The sequence below is a fragment of the Variovorax paradoxus genome, assembly GCF_009498455.1.
In the GTDB taxonomy this organism is placed as follows: Bacteria; Pseudomonadota; Gammaproteobacteria; order Burkholderiales; family Burkholderiaceae_C; genus Variovorax; species Variovorax paradoxus_H.
Genome location: NZ_CP045644.1, coordinates 886,065 through 908,792 on the forward strand (window position 1 = coordinate 886,065; position 22,728 = coordinate 908,792).

Annotated in this window: 22 protein-coding genes; 6 read left to right on the forward strand and 16 right to left on the reverse strand. The window is 67.3% G+C overall.

Annotated elements, in window-relative coordinates; translation table 11 throughout:
- Positions 1-90: 90 nt before the first annotated feature.
- Genes GFK26_RS04070 through trpE form a run of 7 tightly spaced genes read right to left on the reverse strand, consistent with a single transcriptional unit; the run spans position 91 to position 6,242 of the window.
- Positions 91-813, reverse strand: coding sequence for a uracil-DNA glycosylase (locus tag GFK26_RS04070; protein ID WP_153280872.1), 723 nt, complete (start codon positions 811-813; stop codon positions 91-93).
- Positions 810-1,610 carry an indole-3-glycerol phosphate synthase TrpC gene (gene trpC, locus GFK26_RS04075; protein ID WP_153280873.1) on the reverse strand — a complete coding sequence of 267 codons (801 nt, stop codon included), beginning with the start codon at positions 1,608-1,610 and terminating at the stop codon, positions 810-812. The genes GFK26_RS04070 and trpC overlap by 4 nt, the downstream gene beginning before the upstream one ends.
- 37 nt (positions 1,611-1,647) lie before the next feature.
- Entirely contained in the window at positions 1,648-2,670 is a 1,023-nt protein-coding gene (gene trpD, locus GFK26_RS04080; RefSeq protein WP_153280874.1) for an anthranilate phosphoribosyltransferase, read from the reverse strand.
- Between the two features lie 35 nt (positions 2,671-2,705).
- Entirely contained in the window at positions 2,706-3,764 is a 1,059-nt protein-coding gene (gene ltaE, locus GFK26_RS04085; protein WP_153280875.1) for a low-specificity L-threonine aldolase, read from the reverse strand.
- Positions 3,765-3,769: 5 nt separating this feature from the next.
- Positions 3,770-4,354, reverse strand: coding sequence for an aminodeoxychorismate/anthranilate synthase component II (locus GFK26_RS04090; RefSeq protein WP_153280876.1), 585 nt, complete (start codon positions 4,352-4,354; stop codon positions 3,770-3,772).
- Positions 4,351-4,743 carry a GxxExxY protein gene (locus GFK26_RS04095; RefSeq protein WP_153280877.1) on the reverse strand — a complete coding sequence of 131 codons (393 nt, stop codon included), beginning with the start codon at positions 4,741-4,743 and terminating at the stop codon, positions 4,351-4,353. Before GFK26_RS04095 ends, GFK26_RS04090 begins: the two co-directional genes overlap by 4 nt.
- Positions 4,740-6,242, reverse strand: coding sequence for an anthranilate synthase component I (trpE, locus tag GFK26_RS04100; protein WP_153280878.1), 1,503 nt, complete (start codon positions 6,240-6,242; stop codon positions 4,740-4,742). Before trpE ends, GFK26_RS04095 begins: the two co-directional genes overlap by 4 nt.
- Before the next feature lie 329 nt (positions 6,243-6,571).
- Here trpE and GFK26_RS04105 point away from each other — a divergent pair, with 329 nt between their 5' ends.
- Entirely contained in the window at positions 6,572-7,177 is a 606-nt protein-coding gene (locus tag GFK26_RS04105) for a chalcone isomerase family protein (RefSeq protein WP_153280879.1), read from the forward strand.
- Between the two features lie 11 nt (positions 7,178-7,188).
- Here GFK26_RS04105 and gph read toward each other — a convergent pair whose 3' ends face one another.
- From gph to GFK26_RS04135, 6 genes are all read right to left on the reverse strand, one after another.
- Complete coding sequence (gene gph, locus GFK26_RS04110; RefSeq protein WP_416222563.1) at positions 7,189-7,803, reverse strand: phosphoglycolate phosphatase; 615 nt, start codon at positions 7,801-7,803, stop codon at positions 7,189-7,191.
- A gap of 217 nt (positions 7,804-8,020) precedes the next feature.
- The gene (locus tag GFK26_RS04115; protein ID WP_153280881.1) at positions 8,021-8,953 is read right to left on the reverse strand and encodes a LysR family transcriptional regulator; all 933 of its coding nucleotides are present in this window, start codon (positions 8,951-8,953) and stop codon (positions 8,021-8,023) included.
- 57 nt (positions 8,954-9,010) lie between these two features.
- Positions 9,011-9,817: an oxidoreductase gene (locus GFK26_RS04120; protein ID WP_153280882.1), complete on the reverse strand. Its 807-nt coding sequence runs from the start codon at positions 9,815-9,817 to the stop codon at positions 9,011-9,013.
- Between the two features lie 40 nt (positions 9,818-9,857).
- Positions 9,858-12,935 carry an efflux RND transporter permease subunit gene (locus GFK26_RS04125; protein WP_153280883.1) on the reverse strand — a complete coding sequence of 1,026 codons (3,078 nt, stop codon included), beginning with the start codon at positions 12,933-12,935 and terminating at the stop codon, positions 9,858-9,860.
- Positions 12,932-14,047 carry an efflux RND transporter periplasmic adaptor subunit gene (locus GFK26_RS04130; RefSeq protein WP_153280884.1) on the reverse strand — a complete coding sequence of 372 codons (1,116 nt, stop codon included), beginning with the start codon at positions 14,045-14,047 and terminating at the stop codon, positions 12,932-12,934. The genes GFK26_RS04125 and GFK26_RS04130 overlap by 4 nt, the downstream gene beginning before the upstream one ends.
- 84 nt (positions 14,048-14,131) lie before the next feature.
- Positions 14,132-14,749, reverse strand: coding sequence for a TetR/AcrR family transcriptional regulator (locus GFK26_RS04135; RefSeq protein ID WP_153280885.1), 618 nt, complete (start codon positions 14,747-14,749; stop codon positions 14,132-14,134).
- A gap of 96 nt (positions 14,750-14,845) precedes the next feature.
- Between GFK26_RS04135 and GFK26_RS04140 the strand changes: the two genes are divergently transcribed.
- Complete coding sequence (locus GFK26_RS04140) at positions 14,846-16,315, forward strand: efflux transporter outer membrane subunit (protein WP_153280886.1); 1,470 nt, start codon at positions 14,846-14,848, stop codon at positions 16,313-16,315.
- A 148-nt stretch (positions 16,316-16,463) separates the two neighbouring features.
- On the opposite strand, the gene GFK26_RS04145 is transcribed toward GFK26_RS04140, so the two are convergent.
- The gene (locus tag GFK26_RS04145; protein ID WP_228121905.1) at positions 16,464-16,817 is read right to left on the reverse strand and encodes a DUF4148 domain-containing protein; all 354 of its coding nucleotides are present in this window, start codon (positions 16,815-16,817) and stop codon (positions 16,464-16,466) included.
- 166 nt (positions 16,818-16,983) lie between these two features.
- Between GFK26_RS04145 and GFK26_RS04150 the strand changes: the two genes are divergently transcribed.
- Positions 16,984-18,216: an NUDIX hydrolase gene (locus tag GFK26_RS04150; RefSeq protein ID WP_153280887.1), complete on the forward strand. Its 1,233-nt coding sequence runs from the start codon at positions 16,984-16,986 to the stop codon at positions 18,214-18,216.
- A 6-nt stretch (positions 18,217-18,222) separates the two neighbouring features.
- Here the strand turns inward: GFK26_RS04150 and GFK26_RS04155 are convergent, their stop codons facing one another.
- Entirely contained in the window at positions 18,223-18,927 is a 705-nt protein-coding gene (locus tag GFK26_RS04155) for a response regulator transcription factor (protein WP_153280888.1), read from the reverse strand.
- A 253-nt stretch (positions 18,928-19,180) separates the two neighbouring features.
- Here GFK26_RS04155 and GFK26_RS04160 point away from each other — a divergent pair, with 253 nt between their 5' ends.
- Complete coding sequence (locus GFK26_RS04160; RefSeq protein ID WP_153280889.1) at positions 19,181-20,515, forward strand: DotU family type IV/VI secretion system protein; 1,335 nt, start codon at positions 19,181-19,183, stop codon at positions 20,513-20,515.
- A 28-nt stretch (positions 20,516-20,543) separates the two neighbouring features.
- Here GFK26_RS04160 and tssJ read toward each other — a convergent pair whose 3' ends face one another.
- A complete protein-coding gene (gene tssJ / locus GFK26_RS04165) occupies positions 20,544-20,957 on the reverse strand; it encodes a type VI secretion system lipoprotein TssJ (protein WP_416222540.1) in 414 nt (137 codons plus the stop codon).
- A gap of 173 nt (positions 20,958-21,130) precedes the next feature.
- On the opposite strand from tssJ, the gene tssA reads away from it, so the two are divergent.
- Both tssA and tssB read left to right on the forward strand, forming a co-directional pair.
- The gene (gene tssA / locus GFK26_RS04170; protein WP_153280891.1) at positions 21,131-22,162 is read left to right on the forward strand and encodes a type VI secretion system protein TssA; all 1,032 of its coding nucleotides are present in this window, start codon (positions 21,131-21,133) and stop codon (positions 22,160-22,162) included.
- Positions 22,163-22,211: 49 nt separating this feature from the next.
- Complete coding sequence (gene tssB, locus GFK26_RS04175; RefSeq protein WP_153280892.1) at positions 22,212-22,724, forward strand: type VI secretion system contractile sheath small subunit; 513 nt, start codon at positions 22,212-22,214, stop codon at positions 22,722-22,724.
- The last annotated feature ends 4 nt before the right edge of the window (positions 22,725-22,728 follow it).

Consider the following 22,728-nt stretch of genomic DNA (forward strand, 5'->3'; position numbering starts at 1 on the left):
AACCTCGAAATATAGCACGATTTTGTGACTACACAGGATTCCCAGCAAAAGATGAAGCTTGGAAACCTGCTCGAGGTGTGTAGCCCCCGATTATGAGCGAAGTTCGGAGCCTCCTGGCTGCTGCGCCTCGCGCCATGCACGGGCTTGGCCAAAATGACCGCAGCCGATGAACGGGACGGGCGGCCGGAGCGCAGAAAGCGGCGAGGGATGATTCGACATCAGTACCTTATGGCGCTCTACGTCAATCAACGCGCGCTTACTTTGCGCGTGCGAGCCCCATAGCATAAAAACAACAGGCCGTTCGCCCTGCGCCACGTGGCGAATCACGGCGTCGGTGAGCACCTCCCAACCGCGGCCTGCATGGCTGGCCGGCTGGGCTTCTTCAACCGTGAGACAGGTGTTGAGCAGCAGCACGCCGTGCGTCGCCCACTTCACGAGACTGCCGCCCGGGTTCGGAAATGCCGGCGGCGGCGTGCCCAGGTCGCGCTGGAGTTCCTTGAAGATGTTGCGCAGCGACGGCGGCAGGGCCACGCCCGACGCTACCGAGAAGGCCAGCCCTTCGGCCTGCCCTCGCCCGTGGTACGGGTCCTGGCCCAGGATCACGACCCGCACGTCTTCCGGCGGCGTGAGTTCCAGCGCCCGCAACGGCTGCGGCGGAAAGATCACCGCCCCGGCGTCGAGCCGCTCGCGCAGAAAACCCTGCAGCTTCTGGCCGACTGCGCCCGCAAAGAAATCGTCGACCAGCGGCTGCCAGCCCGTCGCCACCGGCCAGTCGGCAGGATCGCTGCTCGACAGCTGATCCGGCCGGGTCATTTGAACAACGCAGCGAGGGCCTCGCCGGGTTCCTTGGCGCGCATGAACGCTTCGCCGACCAGGAAGGCGTTGACGCCCGCGGCGCGCAGCGTGGCGACGTCCTCGCGCGTGGCAATGCCCGACTCGGTCACCGGTAGACGGTCCGCCGGCAGCCTGGGCAACAAATCGATCGTCGCCTGGATCGACACCTCGAAGTTGCGCAGGTTGCGGTTGTTCACGCCGATGAGCGCCGTCTTGAGCTTCAGCGCGCGCTCCAACTCGGCCGCGTCGTGCACCTCGACCAGCACCGCCATGCCCAATCCACGCGCGATGGCTTCGTAGTCCTTCATCTGCGCGTCGTCGAGGCAGGCGGCGATCAGCAGGATCGCGTCGGCGCCCATCGCGCGCGACTCGTACACCTGGTAGGCGTCGATGATGAAGTCCTTGCGCAGCACGGGCAGGTCGCACGAGGCGCGCGCCTGCTTGAGGTAGTCGACGCCGCCTTGGAAGAACTGCTTGTCGGTCAGCACTGAGAGGCAGGCCGCGCTGACCACGCCGTCGCCCTCGGCATAGCTTTGCGCGATGTCGGCCGGAATGAAGTCTTCGCGCAGCACGCCCTTGCTCGGGCTGGCCTTCTTGACTTCGGCGATCACCGCCGCCTGGCCGGCCGCGATCTTGGCGCGCAAGGCGGCTTCGAAGTCGCGCGTGAGCACGCGGCTCTCGGCGTCGAAGCGCACGGCTTCGAGCGAGGCGCGCTTCAGCGCAGCGGCGACTTCCTGGCGTTTGACGGCGACGATCTTGTCGAGAATGTCTGACATGGCTTGCTCTGCTTTCGATGGCACGACGGCCTGATTCTCAGAAGGAAGTGGAGGCCTTGACCAGCTCTGCGAGCTTGGCCTTCGCCGCACCGGACGCGATGGCCTGGCGCGAGCGCTCCACGCCCGCCGGCACCGAGTCGACCACGTTGGCTGCGTACAGCGCCGCGCCTGCATTGAGGAGCACGATATCCAGCGCCGGGCCGGCCTGGTTGTCCAGCACGCCGATCAGCATGGTCTTCGACTGCTCGGGCGTCTCGACGCGCAGCGAACGGTTGCTCGCCATCTGGAAGCCGAAGTCTTCCGGGTGCAACTCGTACTCGCGGATTTCGCCGTCCTTGAGCTCGCCGATCATGGTGGCGGCGCCCAGCGAGATCTCGTCCATGCCGTCGCGGCCGTAGACCACCAGCGCATGCTCTGCGCCGAGGCGTTGCAGCGCGCGCACCTGGATGCCCACGAGGTCGGGGTGGAACACGCCCATCAGGATGTTCGGTGCGCCGGCCGGGTTGGTCAGCGGGCCGAGGATGTTGAAGATCGTCTTGATGCCGAGTTCCTTGCGCACCGGCGCGACGTTCTTCATCGCGGGATGGTGGTTCGGCGCAAACATGAAGCCGATGCCGACCTGCGCGATGCACTGCGCGATCTGCTCGGGCTTGAGGTTGATGTTAACGCCCAGCGACTCCAGCACGTCGGCACTGCCCGACTTGCTCGACACGCTGCGCCCGCCGTGCTTGCTGACCTTGGCGCCGGCCGCGGCCGCCACGAACATCGAGCAGGTCGAGATGTTGAAGGTGTGCGAGCCGTCGCCGCCGGTGCCGACGATGTCCACGAGGTTCGTGGTGTCGGCCACGGGCACCTTGGTCGACACCTCGCGCATCACCTCTGCCGCGGCGGTGATCTCGCCGATGGTTTCCTTCTTGACGCGCAGGCCGGTGATCAGCGCGGCCATCATCACGGGCGAACACTCGCCGCTCATGATGAGTCGCACGATGTGCAGCATCTCGTCGTGGAAGACTTCGCGGTGTTCGATGGTGCGCTGCAGCGCTTCCTGGGGGGTGATCATGAAGAGTCTCCTCGGTGTGTGCGTGTAGCCAGGCCTCAGGCCTTGAAGAAGCCGCGGATCGCCGCGACAGCGCGGTCGACGCCCGCGGCATCGACATCCAGGTGCGTCACGAAGCGCAGGCGATACAGCCCGGTCGCAAGGATGCCCTGCTGGTTGAGGCTGGCGAGCAGCTCCGAAGAACGCGCCTGCGCCGCGCCCGTGAGATCGACGAACACGATGTTCGTGTGCGGCGCCTCGACGGTCAGGCCTTCAATGCCTTCGAGCCCCTGTGCGAGCCGTTGCGCCAGCGCATGGTCGTCGGCGAGGCGGTCGATGTGGTGATCGAGCGCATGCGACGCGGCTGCAGCCAGCAACCCCGCCTGCCGCATGCCGCCGCCCGCCATCTTGCGGATGCGGTGCGCGCGCGCGATGAAGTCACGCGAGCCGACCAGTGCCGAGCCGATCGGTGCGCCCAGGCCCTTGCTGAAGCACACCGACACGCTGTCGAAGCACTGCGCGATGCGGCGGGCTTCGGCGCGGATATCGGTTCGCTGGTTCAGCGCCGCCTGCGCGGTGGCCGCATTGAAGAGCCGCGCGCCATCGAGGTGCCGCTGCAGTCCCTTGCGCTTGGCCAGATCGGTCGCGGCCTGCACGTAGTCGAACGGCAGCAGCTTGCCGCCCAGCGTGTTCTCCAGCGCCAGCAGCTTCGTGCGCGCAAAGTGGGCGTCGTCGGGCTTGATGGCCGCCTCGATCTGCGCGAGCGGCAGCGTGCCGTCGGGCGCATGGTCCAGCGGCTGCGGCTGCACGCTGCCGAACACCGCAGCGCCGCCGCCTTCCCAGCGATAGGCATGCGCCTGCTGGCCGACGATGTACTCGTCGCCACGGCCGCAGTGCGACAGGATCGCGCACAGGTTGCTCTGCGTGCCCGTGGGCACGAAGAGCGCCGCCTCGAAGCCCAGCAGCGCGGCGATCTTCTCCTGCAGCGCGTTCACGCTCGGGTCGGCGCTGAAGACGTCGTCGCCCAGCGGCGCGGCCGCCATGGCTTCGCGCATCGCGGGCGTGGGCTGCGTGACGGTGTCGCTGCGCAGGTCGACAAGGGAAGAGCGGTCGGTCATGGGGATCAGTCCAGGAAGTTCTTGAGCATGGCGTGGCCGTGCTCGGTGAGGATCGATTCGGGATGGAACTGCACACCTTCGATGCGCACGTCGTGCGTGAAGCCGGTGTGCCGCACGCCCATGATCTCGCCGTCGTCGGTCCAGGCGGTGACAGCCAGCGCCTTCGGGCAGCTCTCGCGCTCGATCGAGAGCGAGTGGTAGCGGTTGACGATGAACTTCTCGGGCAGCCCCGCGAACACGCCTTCTTGCGTGGTCGTGATCTCGCTGGTCTTGCCGTGCATGAGCTGCTGCGCCCGCACGATCTTGCCGCCGAAGGCCGCGCCGATGGCCTGGTGACCGAGGCACACGCCCAGGATGGGCAGCTTGCCCGCGAAGGCCTCGATGGCCGCCACCGACACCCCCGCCTCGGCCGGCGAACACGGCCCGGGTGATACCACCAGCCGCGTCACGCCCGAAGCGATCAGCTCGCCGAGCTGCTCAATGGTGATCTCGTCGTTGCGATGCACCTGCACGTCCGCGCCCAGCTCGCCGAAGTACTGGACGATGTTGTAGGTGAACGAATCGTAGTTGTCGATCATCAGCAGTTTCATGGCTTGCTCACAATCCGGTGCACGCCCTTCACGACAGGGAACACGTTGAAGTTGATGAGAAGGCCCAGCTTGAGGCCCGACAGGCGCAATGCGGCCAGCACCTGCGCACGGTGCAAATCGGTCAGCACATCGACCGCCTTGAGTTCGACGATGACCGACTGCTCGATCACGAAGCCTGCGCGGTACACCTCGCCGAGCGAACGGCCCTTGTAGGTGGCCGACAGCACCACGTCGCGCGTGAAGCCGATCTCGCGTTCGGCGAGTTCGATGGCCAGCGCCGCGGCGTAAGCCCCTTCATCGAGCCCCGTTCCGAGCACGCGCTGCACCTCGACGGCGGCGCCGATGATCTCGTGCGAGAAATCGTTCTGAATGTCCGGTGCGTTGCTCATTCCAGGCCTTCCTCGACCAGTTCGGCGGCACGCAACAGTGCGCGCGCCTTGGCTTCTGTTTCTTTCCACTCCAGCTCGGGCACCGAGTCGGCCACGACGCCGGCTGCGGCCTGCACGTGCAGCATCTGGTCCTTCACGATGCCGGTGCGGATCGCGATCGCCACGTCCATATCGCCGGCATAGCTGATGTAGCCGCAGGCGCCGCCGTAGAGCCCGCGCTTGGTGGGCTCGAGCTGGTCGATCAGTTCCATCGCATGCACCTTCGGCGCGCCGGTCAGCGTGCCGGCGGGGAACGTGGCCTTGAGCACGTCGATGGCGGTCATGCCGTCCTTCAGCGTGCCTTCGACGTTGCTCACGATGTGCATCACGTGGCTGTAGCGTTCCACCGCGAAGGCCTCGGTCACCTTCACGGTGCCGGTCTTGGCGATGCGGCCGATGTCGTTGCGCGCCAAGTCGATCAGCATCACGTGCTCGGCGCGTTCCTTCGGATCGTTGATGAGTTCCACCTCGGCCGCCTTGTCGAGCTCGAGCGAGGCACCGCGCGGGCGCGTGCCGGCCAGCGGGCGGATGGTGATCTTCTGCTCGCCGTCGCCGGTGTTCTCCTGGCGCACCAGGATCTCGGGCGAGGCGCCCACCACGTGAAAGTCGCCCAGGTTGTAGTAGTACATGTAGGGCGACGGGTTCAGCGAACGCAGCGCGCGGTACAGCGACAGCGGCGACTCGGTGTAGCGCTTGCTGATGCGCTGGCCCACCTGCACCTGCATGAAGTCGCCGGCGGCGATCATCTCTTTCGCGCGCTCGACAGCGGCGATGTAGTCGGCCTTGGCAAAGCTGCGCTCGGGCGGATGCGCCTGCGTGGGCTTCACGACGGGCGCGCTCACCGAGTACTTGAGCTTGTCCTTCAGCTCGCGCAGGCGGCGCTTGCCCACGGCATAGGCCTCGGGCTGCTTCGGGTCGGCGTAGACGATGAGGTAGAGCTTGCCCGACAGGTTGTCGATGACCGCGAGTTCTTCGCACTGCAGCAGCAGGATGTCGGGGCAGCCCAGCGTGTCGGGCGGGCAGCTTTTTTCGAGCTTGCGCTCGATGTGGCGCACGGTGTCGTAGCCGAAGTAGCCGGCCAGGCCGCCACAGAAGCGCGGCAGGCCGGGCCGCAGCGCAACCTTGAATCGCTTCTGGTAGTCGGCCACGAAGTCCAGCGGATTGCCCTTGGCGGTCTCGACGACCTGGCCGTCGGTCACCACTTCGGTGACGGCCTCTGCGCCGAAGCCCGAAGCACGCAGCAGCGTACGCGCGGGCAATCCGATGAAGCTGTAGCGCCCGAAGCGCTCGCCGCCGACGACCGATTCGAGCAGGAAGCTGTGCTTGCCGCCGCCCTGCGAGTGGGCGAGTTTCAGGTAAAGGGAAAGAGGGGTTTCGAGGTCGGCAAAGGCCTCGGCCATCAGCGGGATGCGGTTGTAGCCCTGGGCGCTGAGGCTCTTGAATTCAAGTTCGGTGATCACGGATCGTTCTCCAGTTGCCGGCCGACGCTCCTTCGGTCGGTGGCAAGGTCATTCACTGGTGGCCCGGAGTCGAGGGGATCGATCCGGCGCCGCGGGCGCACGGCGTGCGCCGTGCAATCAAACAGTCAGCGATGTATGGCGACGCCAGGGCCAGGCTCCCCGGCTGCCTTCACCTGTTTGAATGATGTGATGAACGAACATGGAGCGCCGAGTTTAGCCCACGAAAACGGCGCCTTGTGCAACGGCTGGCTTCAGGGTTCCCCCGGGCCCTGCGCGATAAAACAAAAAGATACATTCGCACGACCGTTCGCAAATTCAAGGAGACTCACTTGTTCGCCCTCCCGCTCCCGGCCGTGTTCTCCCGCCTCGCGGCGCTCGTTTTTCTTTCCGCCGCGCTCTGCGGTGGCGCCTTCGCGGCGCAGGTCGACGTGGCCGGCATCAAGCTCGAAGACCAGATGGACTTGCGCGGCGCCCCGCTGCAGCTCAATGGCGCAGGCATCCGCTACAAGACCATCATCAAGGTCTACACGGCCGGCCTGTACCTGGGCAAGAAGGCCTCGACCCCCGAAGAGGCGCTGGCCGTGCCGGGCCCCAAGCGCGTGGCGATCACGATGCTGCGCGACATCGACGCCAACGAGCTCGGCAAGCTGTTCGTGAAGGGCGTGGAAGACAACTCGCCCAAGAGCGAGATGGTCAATCTGATCCCCGGCCTGCTGCGCATGGGCCAGATGTTCGCGGACCAGAAGCAGCTCAAGGCGGGCGACACCTTCACCATCGACTGGCTGCCCGGCACGGGCACGCTGATCACGGTGCGCGGCGTGCCGCAGCCCGATCCGGTGAAGGAGGTGGCGTTCTTCAATGCGCTGATGCGCATCTGGCTCGGCCCGAACCCGGCCGACTGGAAGCTGAAGGACGCGCTGCTCGGAAAGCAGTAAAGAGGCAGCCCTCAGGCCGCCGCGAACTCGGCCAGCGAATCCACGAACCCGTCCGCATCCACGCCGCGCACCGGCTCGCCGTGGTTGTAGCCGTAGGTCACGAGCACGACGGGGCAGCCGGCGGCGCGTGCCGCACGCGCGTCGTTGCTCGAGTCGCCGACCATCAGCGTGCGCGACGGCACCGTGCCCAGCGCTTCGCAGGTCTTCAGCAGCGGCAGCGGATCGGGCTTCTTGCGCTCGAAGGCATCGCCGCCGAACACCTGCTCGAAGAAGCCGTCGAGCCCCTTCGCGGCCAGCAGCGGCTTGGCGAAAGCCGTCGGCTTGTTCGTGAGGCAGGCCAGCCGCAGCCCGCGCGCGCGCAGCGCCTTCAGGCCTTCGACCACACCGGGGTACGCGGCCGAATGGCGGCCGTTGATCTCCAGATAGTGGTGCTGGTAGCGCTCCCACGCGCGATCGAAAAGCGCCGCCGGGGCCGGCGCCCCCACATGCGCCAGCGCCGACAGGATCAGGTGCTCCGAGCCCTTGCCCACCATGCGTTCGATGGCGGCGGGCTGCACCGGCGGCAGGTCGAGGTCGCGCAGCATGCGGTTCAGGGCCTCGGCAAAGTCGCCGAGCGTGTCGACCATGGTGCCGTCGAGGTCGACGATGGCAGCGTCGAAGAGGGAGTGGTCGAAGTTGATGGCGTTCAAAGCAGGCAAATAGAGTTCGAAAAACTGCTTGGTACTTTACCGGGCATGAAGAAAGAGAGCGCCAGACATTTCAAAGATCCTGGAAAAGAGGCGAAGTCGCAAGCCGTGTTCACAGGAGAGTTCGGAACGGTCGATACCAACGAGCGCCGATCTTTCATCTCGATGCGACGCCTCCGGCCGAGTCGATGTTGATCTTCGACCCTGAAGGCTTCAACCGGCTTGCCAGAAAATCCAGCAGTGCGCGGTGCACCGCCGTACTGTGCCGGCGCTCCAGGTACACGGCGGACAGCCACATGTCGCTGCGAACGAACTGCGACAGCACGGGCACCAGGCGCCCGCTCTCGACGTAGGGCTCGAGCATCACCGAGGGCAGGTAGACGACGCCTGCGCCAAGCAGGGCCGCCTGGATCAGCGGGCTGGCTTCCGTCGCGTCCAACGGTCCACGGACGGCGACCTCGAGCGGCTGACCGTCGACTTCGAAACGCCACTTGGGCAGCGGATTCAGATGGCTGCTGAACAGCGCGATGTGATGCGCAAGCTCGCCCGGATGGGCAGGCACACCATGCGTGCGCCAGTAGGCAGGCGCCGCGCAGACAGTGAGCTGCATCGACACCAGTTTTCGAACGATCAGGTTCTTGTTGGCCAAGACGCCGAAGCGAAGCGCGATGTCGATGCCCTCCTCCGCAAGATCGACCATGCGGTTCGTGAGCACGAGACTGATGCTGACCTCCGGATAGTGGCCAAGAAAGGCGTTGATCAGTGCCGGCAGTTCCGTCAGCTCCATGCCGTAAGGCGCCGAGATGCGCACGCGCCCGCTGGGAATCCGCGCGCGATCCTGGAGCTCGGCTTGCGTAACGTCGGCCAGTTCGAGCATGGGCCTGCTTCTTTCGAGCAGCAAGGCGCCGGCGTCGGTCAGGCTGACGGCATGGCTGGTCCGGTTCAGCAATCTGACACCGAAGCGGCTCTCGAGGGCCGCGATGTATTTGCTGACGGTGCCCTTGGACAGCGAAAGATGCTTGGCCGTGCGGGAGAAGCTCCCCGAAGTGGCGACCTCGCTGAATGTGCGCAGGAGATCCAGGCTGTCCACGATGTTCTCCTTCTTGTTGGTCAGGGCGATGCTGGTGCGAGCATCTCGGACAGGTGCTCAGGCGAGTCCCAGCTTTTTTCTCAGGCTCGCATCCACCGGTCCTGCCGGCATGAAGCGGCGCAATTTCGTCAGCAACGACGCCTCCCCCGGCGGCGTGCAACGCATGCGCCAGGGGCCGAGCGCCGCCTCGACGATGGTGCTCGCCACGCCGTGCGGCTCGGGCGCACTGCTCACGCTGTCGGCCACGGAAAGCGACACCAGGTCGCGCTCGCGGTCATAGCCCGCGATCCGCGCCTTGACACGGGGCGCATTGGCATCGAGGTGGGTCCGGGTGAAGGCCGGCTGCACCAGCGTGGCGCGAATGCCGAACTGGCGCACTTCGTGATCCAGCGACTCCGACAGCCCCTCCACCGCATGCTTGCTGGCCGCATACAGGCCCATGTACGGCGCCGGAAGCACACCGAGCACGGAACTCACGTTGACGATGCGCCCACGGCGTTTCTCACGCATGTGGGCGAGCACCGCGCGCGTCACGCGCAGCATGCCGAAGACGTTGGTGTCGAACAATTCCGCGGCCTCCGCTGTCGCGGTTTCCTCGGCCGCACCGATCATCATCATCCCCGCGTTGTTGACCAGCACGTCGATGCGCGTGGCACGGTCGATGACGGATGCGATGCCCCGCTGAACCGAGCCTTCGTCCCGGACGTCCATCTCGACGAATTCGACACCGGGCAGCGAAGGTGCCTTGCGCAGGTCGCGCACGGTGCCGAACACGCGGCAGCCTCGCGCCACGAAAATTTCCGCGGCGGCGCGTCCGATGCCGGAGGACGCGCCCGTCACGACAACGACTGATGAACTCGACATGACTGGCTCCTTCGATCTTGATGAATGGTGATGAAGCGCATCAGTGCGCGGCCTGGGTCGCATTGCCGGGTTTGATCCGGAACCAGATCGCGTACATCGCCGGCAGGAACACCAGCGTCAGGATCGTTCCCGCGAAGGTGCCGCCGATCAGCGTGTACGCCAATGCGCCCCAGAACACCGAATGCGTCAGCGGAATGAACGCGAGGATCGCCGCCAGCGCCGTCAGGATCACAGGCCGGGCGCGCTGCACGGTCGCCTCGACAACCGCATGGAACGGATCGAGCCCCTCCTGCTGGTTGTGGTGGATCTGACCGAGCAGGATCAGTGTGTTGCGCATCAGGATGCCCGACAGCGCGACAAGCCCCACGAGCGCATTGATGCCGAAGGGCTGCTGGAACAGCAGCAAGGTCGGCACCACGCCGATCAGCCCGAGCGGACTCGTGAGGAACACCATGACCATCGCGGAGATCGAGCGCACCTGAAAGATGATGATGAGCAGCGTGATCGCCAGCATGATGGGGAACAACGGCAGCATCGCCGCGGTCGCCTTCTCCGACTCCTCGATGGAGCCCGCCTGGACGATGCGGTAGCCAGCCGGCAGCTTCTGCATCAGGGGCTGCAATTGCGCAGTGATCGCTGTCGATACGTCGGGCGGCTGCAGCCCGTCGGCGATGTCGCCCTGCACCGTGATCGTGGGCATGCGGTCACGTCGCCGCATGACCGGTTCTTCCATGCGCACTTCGACCTCGCCGACCTGCGACAGCGGAATGCGCTGGCCGCCCGCACCGGCGAGCGTGAAGTCCACGAGCTTCGCGGGATCGAGCCGGGTGCTGCCGGCCGAACGGGCCACCACCTGCACGGTGCGGATGTCCTCGCGCACGGTCGTCACAGGCACGCCGCTCAGGAGAAATTGCAGTTGCTGCGCCACGGCGCTGGAGCTCAGCCCCACGGCCTGCAGGCGGTCCTGTTTCAGGGTGAAGTGCAGCGTGGGCGTGCGGGTGCCCCAGTCGGTGCTGACGGTGCGCATCATCGGGCTGGCGTCCATCACCTGCCGCACCTCTGCCGCAATCCTTCGCAGTTCGTTCGCATCGGGCCCGGAGACACGGTAGGCCACGGGGAACGGCGAGTACGGCCCGAACACGAGCTGGGTCACGCGCACCCGCGCCCCGGACGCAAGGCCATCGGCAATGGCCTGGCGCAACCGGTGCTTCAGGGCCTCACGCTCCTCCTGGCTGGCCGTGCGCACCACGATCTTGGCGAACGACGGATCGGGCAGTTCAGGCCCCATCGCGAAGTAGAAGCGGGGCGCGCCCTGTCCGATGTAGGCCGTGACGATCTGGGCCTCCGGCTGCGTGGAGAGCCAGGCCTCGACCTTGGCCGTCGCGTCGCTGGTCTGCGTGATCGACGTGCCGTAGGGCATCTGCACTTCGACCAGGACCTCAGGGCGGTCGGAGATCGGGAAAAACTGCTTCTTGACCACACCCATACCGAGGATCGACACCACAAAGAGTGCGACGACGGCGCCCGCCACCCACCACTTGCGCGCGATGACACGCGCCAGCACATGACGCAGCCGGTTGTAGCGCGGCGTGCCGTAGATCGCGGCATGGCCACCTTCGATCTTCTTGAAGTTCGGCAGCAGCTTCACGCCCAGGTAAGGCGTGAACACCACGGCGACCACCCAGGATGCGATCAGCGCGATGCCGACGATCCAGAACATGTTGCTGGTGTACTCGCCCGCTGTCGATGGCGCGAAGCCGTTGGGCATGAAACCGACGGCGGTGACCAGCGTGCCCGAGAGCATCGGCGCCGCGGTGTGGCTCCATGCGTAGGCCGACGCGGCCACATGGCTGTAGCCCTCCTCGATCTTCACGACCATCATCTCGATGGCGATGATGGCGTCGTCCACCAGCAAGCCCAGCGCGAGGATCAATGAGCCGAGCGTGATGCGGTCGAAGTTCTTGCCGGTCGCGGCCATCACCACGAAGACCACGGCCAGCGTCAGCGGCACTGCGGCGGCCACCACGAGCCCCGCACGCCAGCCCATGCTCAGGAAGCTCACCAGCATGACGACCAGCAAGGCCGCGAAGAACTTGACCATGAACTCGTCGACCGAAGCGGCAATGTTCACCGACTGGTCGGTGACCTTGGTCAGGCTCAGGCCCAGGGGCAGTTCGGCGTTGATGGCACGGGCTTCCACGTCCAGGGCCTTGCCCAGGTCGAGCCCGTTCCATCCCTCCCGCATGACCACGCCGATCAGCAGTGCCGGCTCGCCACCGTTGCGGATCATGAAGGTGGCCGGGTCCTCGTAGCCGCGCTTGATGGTAGCCACATCCGACAGCTTCAAGGTGCGGCCCTGCGCGACCACGGGCGTGTCGCGGATCTTCTGCAGCGTGTCGAACGCGCCGTCCAGCCGGATGAAGACCTGCGGGCCCTTGGTTTCCACGGACCCGGCCGGGCTCAACGCGTTCTGGCTGTTGAGCGCGGCGAACACGTCCTGCGGCCCGATGCCCAAGGTGGCCAGCCGGTCGTGCGCGAACTCGACGTAGATGCGCTCGGACTGCTCTCCGGCGATGTTGACCTTCTTCACGCCCGGCACATGCAGCAGTCGCTGGCGCAGCGTCTCGGCGTCGCGCACCAGCACGCGCTGCGGTTCTCCCTTGGCCTTGAGCGCGAACAGGGCGAAGGTGACGTCCGCGTACTCGTCGTTGATCATCGGCCCGATCACGCCAGCCGGCAGACTGCCCGTCTCATCGCCGAGCTTCTTGCGCGCCTGATAGAACTGTTCCTGCACCAATGCCGGCGGCGTGCTGTCGAGCAGCGTCAGGGTCGTGAATGCCAGGCCGGGTCGCGTGTAGGTCTCTGCGCGGTCGTAGTAGCGCAGCTCCTGCAGGCGCTTCTCGAGCTTTTCGGCGACCTGGTCCTGCATCTCCTGCGCCGTGGCGCCGGGCCAGGCCGTGATGATGGTCATCACCTTGACGGTGAAGGCGGGATCTTCCGCGCGGCCCAGCTTTAAGAATGCGACCAGCCCCGCCAGCGAGATCAGGCAGATCAGGAACAACGTGATGGATCGCTCACGGACGGCCAGCGCCGACAGGTTGAAGCGGCCTTCGCTCATGGGTGGGCTCCGCCCACCGCTGGCGTTGCGGCCGATGTCGCGACACGCACCTTCTCGCCTTCGCGCAGCAGGTGCGCGCCGAGCGCGACCACCTGGTCTCCCTGCTTGAGCGGGCCGGTGATCCGGGCGCGGTCGTCGTCCAGATGCTCGACGACCACCGGCTGCCAGCGCACCGTCGACGGATCGCCACCGATGACCCAGACGCCCGTCGCCTTGCCCGTATCGAACAGGGCTGCGATGGGCACCTGGACGCCCCCTGCCCTGGCGGACTTGCCGTCCGCGATGTCAACCGTGACCGTGGCGCCCAGGGGCGCGTTGGCGAGCTCGCCATCGAGCACGTAGCGCGCCTCGAAGGTGCGCGTGAGCTTGTCGGCTGCATCGGAGAGTTGCCTGAGCTTGACGGCCACCGCAACACCTTCCCTGCCGAACAGCGTGGCCTGTCCGCCGGACCCGACGGCCGGGCGCAGCGTTTCGGGTAGCTGGACCACGGCCTCCCTGCGCCCGGCCTGCGCCACGCGGACCACCGGCTGCCCGGCGTTGACGACCTGGCCGGGCTCGGCCAGCGTCTCGAGCACCGTGCCGTCCGCATCGGCCGTGAGTTCCGAATAGCGATTGGAATTGCGCGCCACCTCGGACTGCGCTTCGGCCGCACCGAGCTGGGCCTGGGCCGCATCCGCCGCCGCCTTGACCTGGTCGTACGCCGAGGCGGAAATGGCGCCGGTGCCGCGCAGGTCGCGGTAGCGCGCTTCTTCGTCGCTCGCCTGCTTCGCACGCGCCCGCGCAGCGCTGACAGTCTCCTGCTGGGCACGCGCCGCCAACCTCAGGTCGACCGGGTCGATGCGCATGAGCAACTGCCCGCGCTTGACCGTCTGACCCGCGTCCACGAAGCGCTCCAGCACCTTTCCGGCGACGCGAAAACCCAGGTCGCTTTGAACCCGCGCGGCCACGGTGCCGGTGAACGAGCGCGATGCCGACGCGGCCGCCTGGACGGTGGCGGCGCGCACCAGCGGTGTCTGGGTGCGCGGATCGGGCGGAGCCTTGTCGTCGCAGGCAACCAGCGCGAGCGGCAAGGCGCAGACGAGAGCGGATGTGAGGAAGCGGCGCGAGTGCATGAGGGGCCCATAGACGAATCGATCAGGGCCTCGATTCTGATAACAGTGACCATTTTAGTCAATGGTCACAATCAATTTAGATTTTCAAGGCGACAAACTGCGCAGCACCAGACCCGACAGCTGGGCCGGCGCCTGGTCCGTGTAATGAGCGCTGAGCTGCAGGATCACGGGGTTGATGTAGGGGTGCATGACCAGGTAAATGGCCGCCGCCGTCTCGTCGATCGGCGTCTTGCGCTCGAAGTCGCCCGACTCGCGGCCCTGCTTGAGCAGCTCGATGAGCATCTGCCGGATGCACTCCTCATGGGCAATGGCCGACGGCCAGCGCTCGGCGGCCGCCGAGATCGCGATCTCGTAGAGCTTGCGGTCCTGAAAAAACAGCCGAAGGCCCGAATCCACAATGGCCTTGAACATGCGGCGCAGCTTCTCGGGCGGGCTTTCGACCCCGTCGACCGCCGCGCGGATGCCCTCCTGGATCTCGCGCAGGCAGTTCGTGCAGATCATTTCGCCGATCGCCTGCTTGGACTCGAAGAACTTGTAGATGTACGCCTTGGAGAAGCCGATGGCCTTGGCCAGGTCGGAAACCGTGGTCTTCTCGTACCCGTACTGGCTGAAGTGCTCGGTGGCCGCAACGACGATCTGCGCGCGCACGTCGTGATCGGCCGGCCCCCGCGCGGCAGGCGGAGAAGAAGTTGCATTGCTCATGACCAGAGCTTACCGCCGGGACAAACAAACGACAACAAGTGACCGAATTGAATTATAGTCACACACCTTTTCCCGTCCGCCGTCCCGGAGCAACCCATGTCCCAACGTACGCTTGCGCTGCCCCTGCTGCTCAGCCTCCTCGCAGGCTGCGCTGCCGGGCCTGACTATGTCCGACCTGCCCCGACCTTGCCGGACCGATTCATCGGCGAGACAGCCCTCGGCCAGCGATCCGCCACCGCCACCGCCAATGCCGAGCTGGTGGCGTGGTGGACCGGCTTCGGCGATGCACAGCTGGCCCGCTATGTCGAACTCGCGCTGACACAGAATCTCGACCTTGCGCAGGCATCCGCCCGCGTGGCGCAGGCCCGCGCCGGGCTCGGTGCGGCGAATGCGGCGCTGCTGCCTTCGGGCACTCTCAACGGACAAGCCGCCCGGGCCTACCAGTCGGTGGAGACGCCGCTGGGCCAGGTCCTGAACTCGCAGCCAGGTTTCGATCGCTACGGCAACGCCAACGAAGCAAACCTCGGCGCCAGCTGGGAGCTGGACCTCTTCGGCGGCCTGCGCCGGGGACGCGAGGCTGCCCTGGCCGACTACCAGGCATCGGAGGCCGGCGCGGCCGCCACGCGCCTGGCCGTTGCTGCGCAGACCGCGGACATCTACATCACGCTGCGCGGTCTGCAGGCCCGCCTCGACGTGGCACGGCGGCAAGTCGCCACGCAGCAGGACCTGCTGTCGAAGATCAACCTCCTCTACGGCAAGGGGCTGGCCGCCGAACTCCAACTGAGGCAAGCCGAAGGTGCCCTGGCGCAGGTCCGTGCATCCGTGCCCGTGCTGGAGGCGGGTGAGGCCGCGGCCATGAACGCGCTCGACGTGATGCTGGGCGCGGCGCCGGGCGCGCACCGCGCCGAACTGGCGGCGGCGGGTGTCATTCCTGTCGCACCGCGCATCGGCGCCACCGGATCACCCGGCGATTTGCTGCGGCGGCGGCCCGACCTGATCGCTGCCGAGCGGCGCCTTGCGGCATCGAACGCACGCATCGGTGTGGCCATGGCCGAGTACTACCCGAAACTCTCGCTGGGGGGAACGATCGGCAGCGCCACGTCCGTGGCCAGCGGCCATCTGTTCACCGGCGGCGCCAGCCAGGCTGCGGCCCTGCTCGGCCTGCGCTGGCGGCTGTTCGACTTCGGACGCATCGACGCGCAGATTGCACTCGCCAAGGGGCAGGATGCGGAGCTGCTCGCGGCCTACCGGCTCGCGGCGCTGCGTGCGACCGAAGACGTGGAGAACGCGTTCTCCGCCCTGGTCAAGCGTGAAGAACAAGCCGCCTTGCTCGCACAGGGCGAGGCATCGCTCGGTCGTGCGCGAGGGGCCTCGTTCGCGGCGTATCAGCGAGGTGTCGTCAGCCTGATCGCAGTGTTGCAGGCCGACGAAAGCCTGCTGCGCGTGGCCGATGCGAGAGTGCAGGCGCAAACGGAGTCGGCGCGCGCGGCGGTCAGTGCATTCAAGGCGCTGGGCGGCGGCTGGCAGGCCGGGCCCGTCGAAGCGGTGGCCATCCGCTCGCAGTGAGACGCTGAATACGCCCCGGCAACCCGGGTGGTTGCTCGGGCGAAGCCCCACACCGTCAGTGGGGCACCGAGGATGGCGCCGCCGACAACTCTGGCGCTCCTGCCGGCCGTTTTTTCTTACCTCACGCGGAGCGTGAAGCAGTCGTTGCTCAATTTGCCTTGGCGCGCAGATCGGCCGGGTGCGGCATCGTCGAAATGACTTTGCTGTGCACACGGGAGCCGGAGCCGACATTCTGGTCGGGCCGCAAGTTGTAGTGAATGGCTTCGGCTTCAACGAGAGAACGCTCCGTCGAAACCGCCATGGTCTCGGGACCGCGAGAACCGCGAACCACGTTCTGGTCCGGCGCCGCGGCGGTGCGCACGGCTTCGGCATTCACCTCATCGCGCGTCTTGCTGGAGAAGGCCTTGTGCACGCCGTCGTACGCCTCTGCGTGGGCGCCGGCCGCGACCAGGAGGGTCAGAACAGGGACCGATACGAGCTTCATGGCTGTCGCGAGTTTCATGGAAGTTCCAAAAGAAGAAGGTGGGAGCAAAACGCTTGCGGGTCTCGTCTCGAGAACCTGCCGATCAAGTCTTGCGCCAAATTCGGCGTCGGCGGCCATGCGATCAAGACACGCCACGTTTCCGTCGCCGAAACCTTCTGCGGTGCAGCCTTCAAAATAGGCGCCCATGACCCCCACGACGCCACCGCCCTCCGCCCCTCGCCCCATCCGCACCGCCGCCACGCTGGTCGTGTTGCGCGACGGCCCCGTCGGCCTCGAAGTGCTGATGCTGCGGCGGGCCGAAAAAGCCAACGACCAGAACAGCGGCGCCAGCGTCTTTCCGGGCGGCATGGTCGATGCGCACGACCGCCTGCTGCATCCGCTGTGCGCCGGCCTGGACGACGCCGCCGCGAGCGCGCGCCTCGGCCTGCCCGAAGGCGGCCTCGACTTCCACGCCGCCGCCATCCGCGAATGCTTCGAAGAGGCCGGCCTGCTGCTGGCGAACGATGCGCAGGGCCGGCCGGTCGAGCTGCTCACGCTCACCTCCGGCGAACTCGACACCATGCGCGCCGCCGCCGAGCGCAGCACCGACGCCCTGCTCGCGCTGTGCGCGCAACGCGGCTGGTGCCTCGCCGTCGATCGCGTCGCGTACTTCAGCCACTGGCTGACCCCGCCCGGCATGCCGCGCCGCTTCGACACGCGCTTCTTCGCCGCGGCGATGCCCGCCGGCCAGGACGTGCGCCCCGACGGCCGCGAGACCGTCGAACATATGTGGCTGAAGCCCGCCGATGCGGTCAGCCCCGCGCGCGGCCTCAAGCTGATGAACGTGACGCGGCGCGTGCTCGAGCACCTGGGCACCTTCGCCAACGTCGGCGACTTCATGGCGCATGCGCACGCGCTGCGCCGCATTCCGCTGACCATGCCGCGGCTGGCCGATGGCCCCGCGGGCCGCCGGCCGGTAAACATGGAAGAGCCTGCCTACGACGAGATCGGTCACCTCGACCCCGACGGCCAGGGCGGCGGTCGCTATGCGCTCGAAGCAGGGCTCGTCACGCCGCTGTCGGCGCGCGTGGTGCGCGTCGTGCACGACAGCGGCCTCAACAGCTTTCTCGTCGGCGGCACCGAAGGCTGGGCACTCATCAATCGTGTGCCCGGCGATGCGGCGCACGAGGCCGCGCTGCGGGCGGCGGCGCCCGGGCCGGTGCGATGGGAGTTGTCGGCTGACGCTGCGCCGCAGTCGCTGGACCTGGGCGGCGCCACGCTCCATGCGCTGGGCGCACAGCACTACCTGCTGGCAGAGGAGCGCATGCTGTTCACGGACGACGCAGCAAGCAACGCCGTGCAGACGGATCACCTCGTCGAATGGATCGTGCCCTCGCGCGGCTTCATGCGCCGCCCGGTGTCGGCTGCCGCCGACTGAGCGGCCTCAGGCCTGCTGCGCTTCCGTCAGCGCCTGCGCCGCCACCACCGCCTCGGTGCGGTTGCGCACGTTCAGCGCACGGAAGATCGCTGCAAGGTGGATCTTCACCGTGCCTTCGCTGATGCCCAGGCTGCGCCCGATCAGCTTGTTCGGCTTGCCTTGCGACAGCAGCTGCAGCACCTCGACCTGCCGCTCGGTGAGCACGTTGCGCAGGTGTTCGAGGGTCTGGCCGCCGGCGCCATTGCCGCCACCGCCGCGCGCAAAGGGCTCGCCCGCCGCGGCGGACGAGGCCGACACGCCGGCCACGATGCCCGGCGGCAGCGCCGTGAGCATCATCGGCGGCACATACACGCCGCCCGCCAGCACCAGGCGCACGGCCGACAGCATGACTTCGGGGGAGTAGGCCTTGGGAATGAAGCCGAGCACGCCGCGTTCGAGCGCGCTGCGCATGATGGCCGGGTCTTCGTAGCCCGACAGCACGATCACGGGCACGGCCGGGTGTCGTCGCCGGATCTCGTCGATGTGGGCCTGCCCGTCCGCGCCGGGCATGTTGAGGTCGATCAGGGCCAGGTCGAGATCGTCGGTGGCGCCGGCAAGCAGTTCGTCGACGCTCAGCGCCAGGACGAACTCGATGCCCGCGCCCAGCTCCGACAACTTGGCTTTGACCGCCTCGATGACGAGCCGGTGGTCGTCGGCGATCAGAATTTTCATGGCATACCCCGGTGTCCCAACGTCAATGTGCATTGGATTCTTCTGCGACTGCGAAGATAACGGCGATTGCCCCGCCCCACAAGGCCGCCGCGCCCTACCAACGGCATAGACCCCAAGCGGTATGGCGGCCCCACGGGCCCGTTGAAAAAATGAACGTCCACTCGAACCACCGGGGACATGGGCATGTGCGATCGCTGCAGACGCCGGTGCAAGGCACGCTTCGCGATGCACGCCTGAGAAGCGGGCATCCCTCATGGCCCGCCTGCTCGACTGCTTCTCTCCCTTCATTGCCTTCGGTCTCGGCCTGGACGCATCGATCGCCGCCGGCCGCCCCACCCTCCCCCACGACGACGCCCAGCGCGAAGCCTTGCGCCTGCTCGACATCGCGCGCGCCGACGCTCACGACGGAGGCGCCAATGCCACGCAGATCGAGTCGGCCGCCTTCGCCATGGTCGCGTGGCTCGACGAAATCCTCGCGCGCCACCCCGACGCGGTGGACGGCGCCGCGCCGCTGCAGGTGCAGCTGTTCAACTCCAACAACGCGCACAGCGAGTTCTTCCACCACCTCGCGGCCCTCGGCGCCCACGATCACGAAGTGCGCGAGGTCTACTGGCACGCGCTGGCGCACGGCTTCAAGGGCCAGTACTACTTCGAGTCGGGCGACGAAGGCGAACTCGGCAAGCTGAAGGACCTGCACGGCCGGCAGCTGCAACCGCCGCCGCTCGAACTCGGCAGCCTCGCGCAGGACCGCATCGCGACCCAGACCCACGGCGTGCCCGACCCACGCGACCCACGCGGCCCGGCCGGCATGCGGCGGCCGGGCCGCACGCTGCTGCGCACCGGCATCGCGCTCGCCGTGCTGGTGCCCGCGCTCGTCCTGCTGTGGCTCTGGCAGGCCGGCCCGCCGGCGGCCGACACCGCGCTCACGCAGCGCATCGACCAGCAGCTCGCGAGCTACGCCTGCGCCGACCTCGAGGCGTCGATCGATCCCGACGGCCGGCCGCGCGTGACCGGCTTCGTCTCGCAGCGCGACGACCTGCTGAAAGTGGCGGACGACGTGGCGGCCATTCCCGGCGTGCGCGCGCCCCACTTCAACATCGGGCTGCGCGTGTGGCCGCACTGCGAGGTGTTCGCCATCCTCAAGCCCTCGCAGGCGCGCAATCGCCAGAAGAACCACGGGCTGAGCGTGACCGCCCCGTCGGCCATCGACGGCCGGCTGCGCGAGGGCGACCCGGTGCGCGTGCAGGTGGTGGCGCCGCGCCACGAGAGCTACATCTGGGTCGACTACTACACCGCCGACGGCTCCGTGATGCACCTGAACACCGGCGCGGCCCCGACGCGGTTGCGCGCGGGCGAGTCGCTGGAGCTGGGCCGCGACATTCCGTCGAGCTGGCTCGTGAGCCCGCCCTTCGGCAACGTGCTGATCACCGTGCTGTCGGCGCCGATGCCGTTCAGCGAAACCTCCGATCGCCCGCCGTACGAGATGGCCTCGGCCTACCTGCTGCGCCTGCGCGAGGCGCTGGCGGCCAGCAGGAACAGCGAGCGGCTCATCGCCGATTTCATCTCGCTGGACACCGTGGCGCGCTGAACGTTGTCAGCGCGCGCAGCCGCTGAAGCTACTTGGCCGCGTCCACGCGGATCTGCCGCGCGCCGAAGGTCACGTTGAGCACCTGCGCCTGGCCCGGCGTGACCGCGCGCACCTCGCGCCAGCGCGCGCGGTCGAGGTCGCGAAACGCAGCCATCACGCCGATCGCCTTGGCATCGGCCGGCAGGGTGAGGTCGAGCTTCTTGCTCTCGCCGGGGCGCAGCAGCATCTCTTCGCGCTGCACCAGTTCGGCGCCGAGCGTGGCCTGGTCTTTCTCGAACAGCGAGAAGAAGTCGGCGCCTTCGAAGGGCCCCGGCGTCTTGAGCGCATAGACACGCACCGTGAGCGGCGAGGCGCGGCCGCGTGCATCGGGGTTGGCATCGGCGGCGGCCGTGAGCGTGATCGACACCGGCGTGACCACCGGTTTGCTCGCGCACCCGGTCATCAAAAGACCCGCTGCAGCAAGGCCAAGGGCTGCGATTCTGCGCCGCGATGCAGCAGCAAGAAGGCCCTCATAGGACGAATGGTGTGTACCCAACGTGCGCATGCTATTCCCTTCGTTGCATTGACCGGTCCTGACGCATCTTTGATTATCACCAGCGAACTCGAACAGGCAACATGCTGACTCCACAACTCGTCGACGCACTGCTCACGCCCATCGGCGAGGCCTCGCCTTGCGGGGACGACCTGGAGTACGACGCGGACTTCATGGCCCTCACCGCTGCGGCGCAGGGCAAGGCCGAACAGCAGTTCGGCGACACCGTGATCCCCGCCGTCGAACCCGACTGGCGCGACGTGGCCGAGCGCGCCGACGCGCAGCTGCGCCGCAGCAAGGACGTGCGCGCCGCCGTGCTGCTGCTGCGCGGCGCCACGCGCCTGCAAGGCACGGTCGGCTTCGCCACCGGCCTGCAATTGCTCACCTCGCTGCTCGACACCTTCTGGGACGGCATACATCCAAAGCTGGATGCGGACGACGACAACGACCCCACCATGCGCCTGAATGCGCTCGCGCCGCTGGGCGACGAGAGCATGGTGCCGCGCGACCTGTACGACGCAGTCGTGGGCACCGCGCCCGGCGTGGGCCCGATCCGCGTGCGCGACATCGCCATCGCGCACGGCGTGCTCAACGCCGTCGGCGGCGAGGCGTCGTATTCGCCGGCGCAGGTGCATGGCGGGCTCGAGGCCCTGCACGCGGCGAACCCCGAGCAACTGCAGGCCGCCATCGGCCTTCCCGCGCTGCTGGACCGCCTGCAGAAGCTGCTGGGCGAGCGCACCGGCCGCACCGATGCAGTAGACCTCGGCACGCTGCGCACCGTGTCGCGCACGGTCGCCAAGGCCTGCACGGCGGCAGCCGGCGCACCGGAAGCCTCTGCCGATGAAGGCGCAACCGCAGACGGCGACGCACCCGCCGGCAACGCGGCCCGTCCGGCCGCAGCGCGCGGCGAGATCCAGAACCGCCAGGACGCGGTGCAGATGCTCGACCGCGTCATCCGCTACCTCGAACAGGCCGAGCCCGGCAACCCCGCGCCGCTGCTGATCGAACGCGCCAAGAAGCTCATCGGCGTGAGCTTCCTCGACATCATGGCCAACCTCGCGCCCAACGCGATGGACACCATCGAGACCGTGACGGGCAAACGCCAGTCCGAATGACCGACCCCGTTTCCACCCGTTCCCCTTCATTCCCGCAAGGAGCATCGCCATGGCCAAGAGCAGTCAGAAATTCATCGCACGCAACCGCGCGCCCCGGGTCCAGATCGAATACGACGTCGAGCTCTACGGCGCCGAGAAAAAGATCCAGCTGCCCTTCGTGATGGGCGTGCTGGCCGACCTGTCGGGCAAGCCCGCCGACCCGCTCGCGCCCGTGGTGGACCGCAAGTTCCTGGAGTTCGACGTCGACAACTTCGACGCCCGCATGAAGGCCATGAAGCCGCGCGCCGCCTTTGCGGTGGAGAACTCGCTCACCGGCGAGGGCGACCTCAAGGTCGAGCTCACCTTCGACAGCATGGACGACTTCTCGCCCGCCGCCGTGGCCCGCAAGGTGGGCGCGCTCAACAAGCTGCTCGAAGCGCGCACGCAGCTGTCGAACCTCGTGACCTACATGGACGGCAAGGGCGGCGCCGAAGACCTGCTGGCCAAGGTGCTCGAAGACCCGGCCCTGCTGCAGACGCTGGCCGCCAGCAAGAAGCCCGAAGACGGCACAGCCGCCGCCTGAGCCC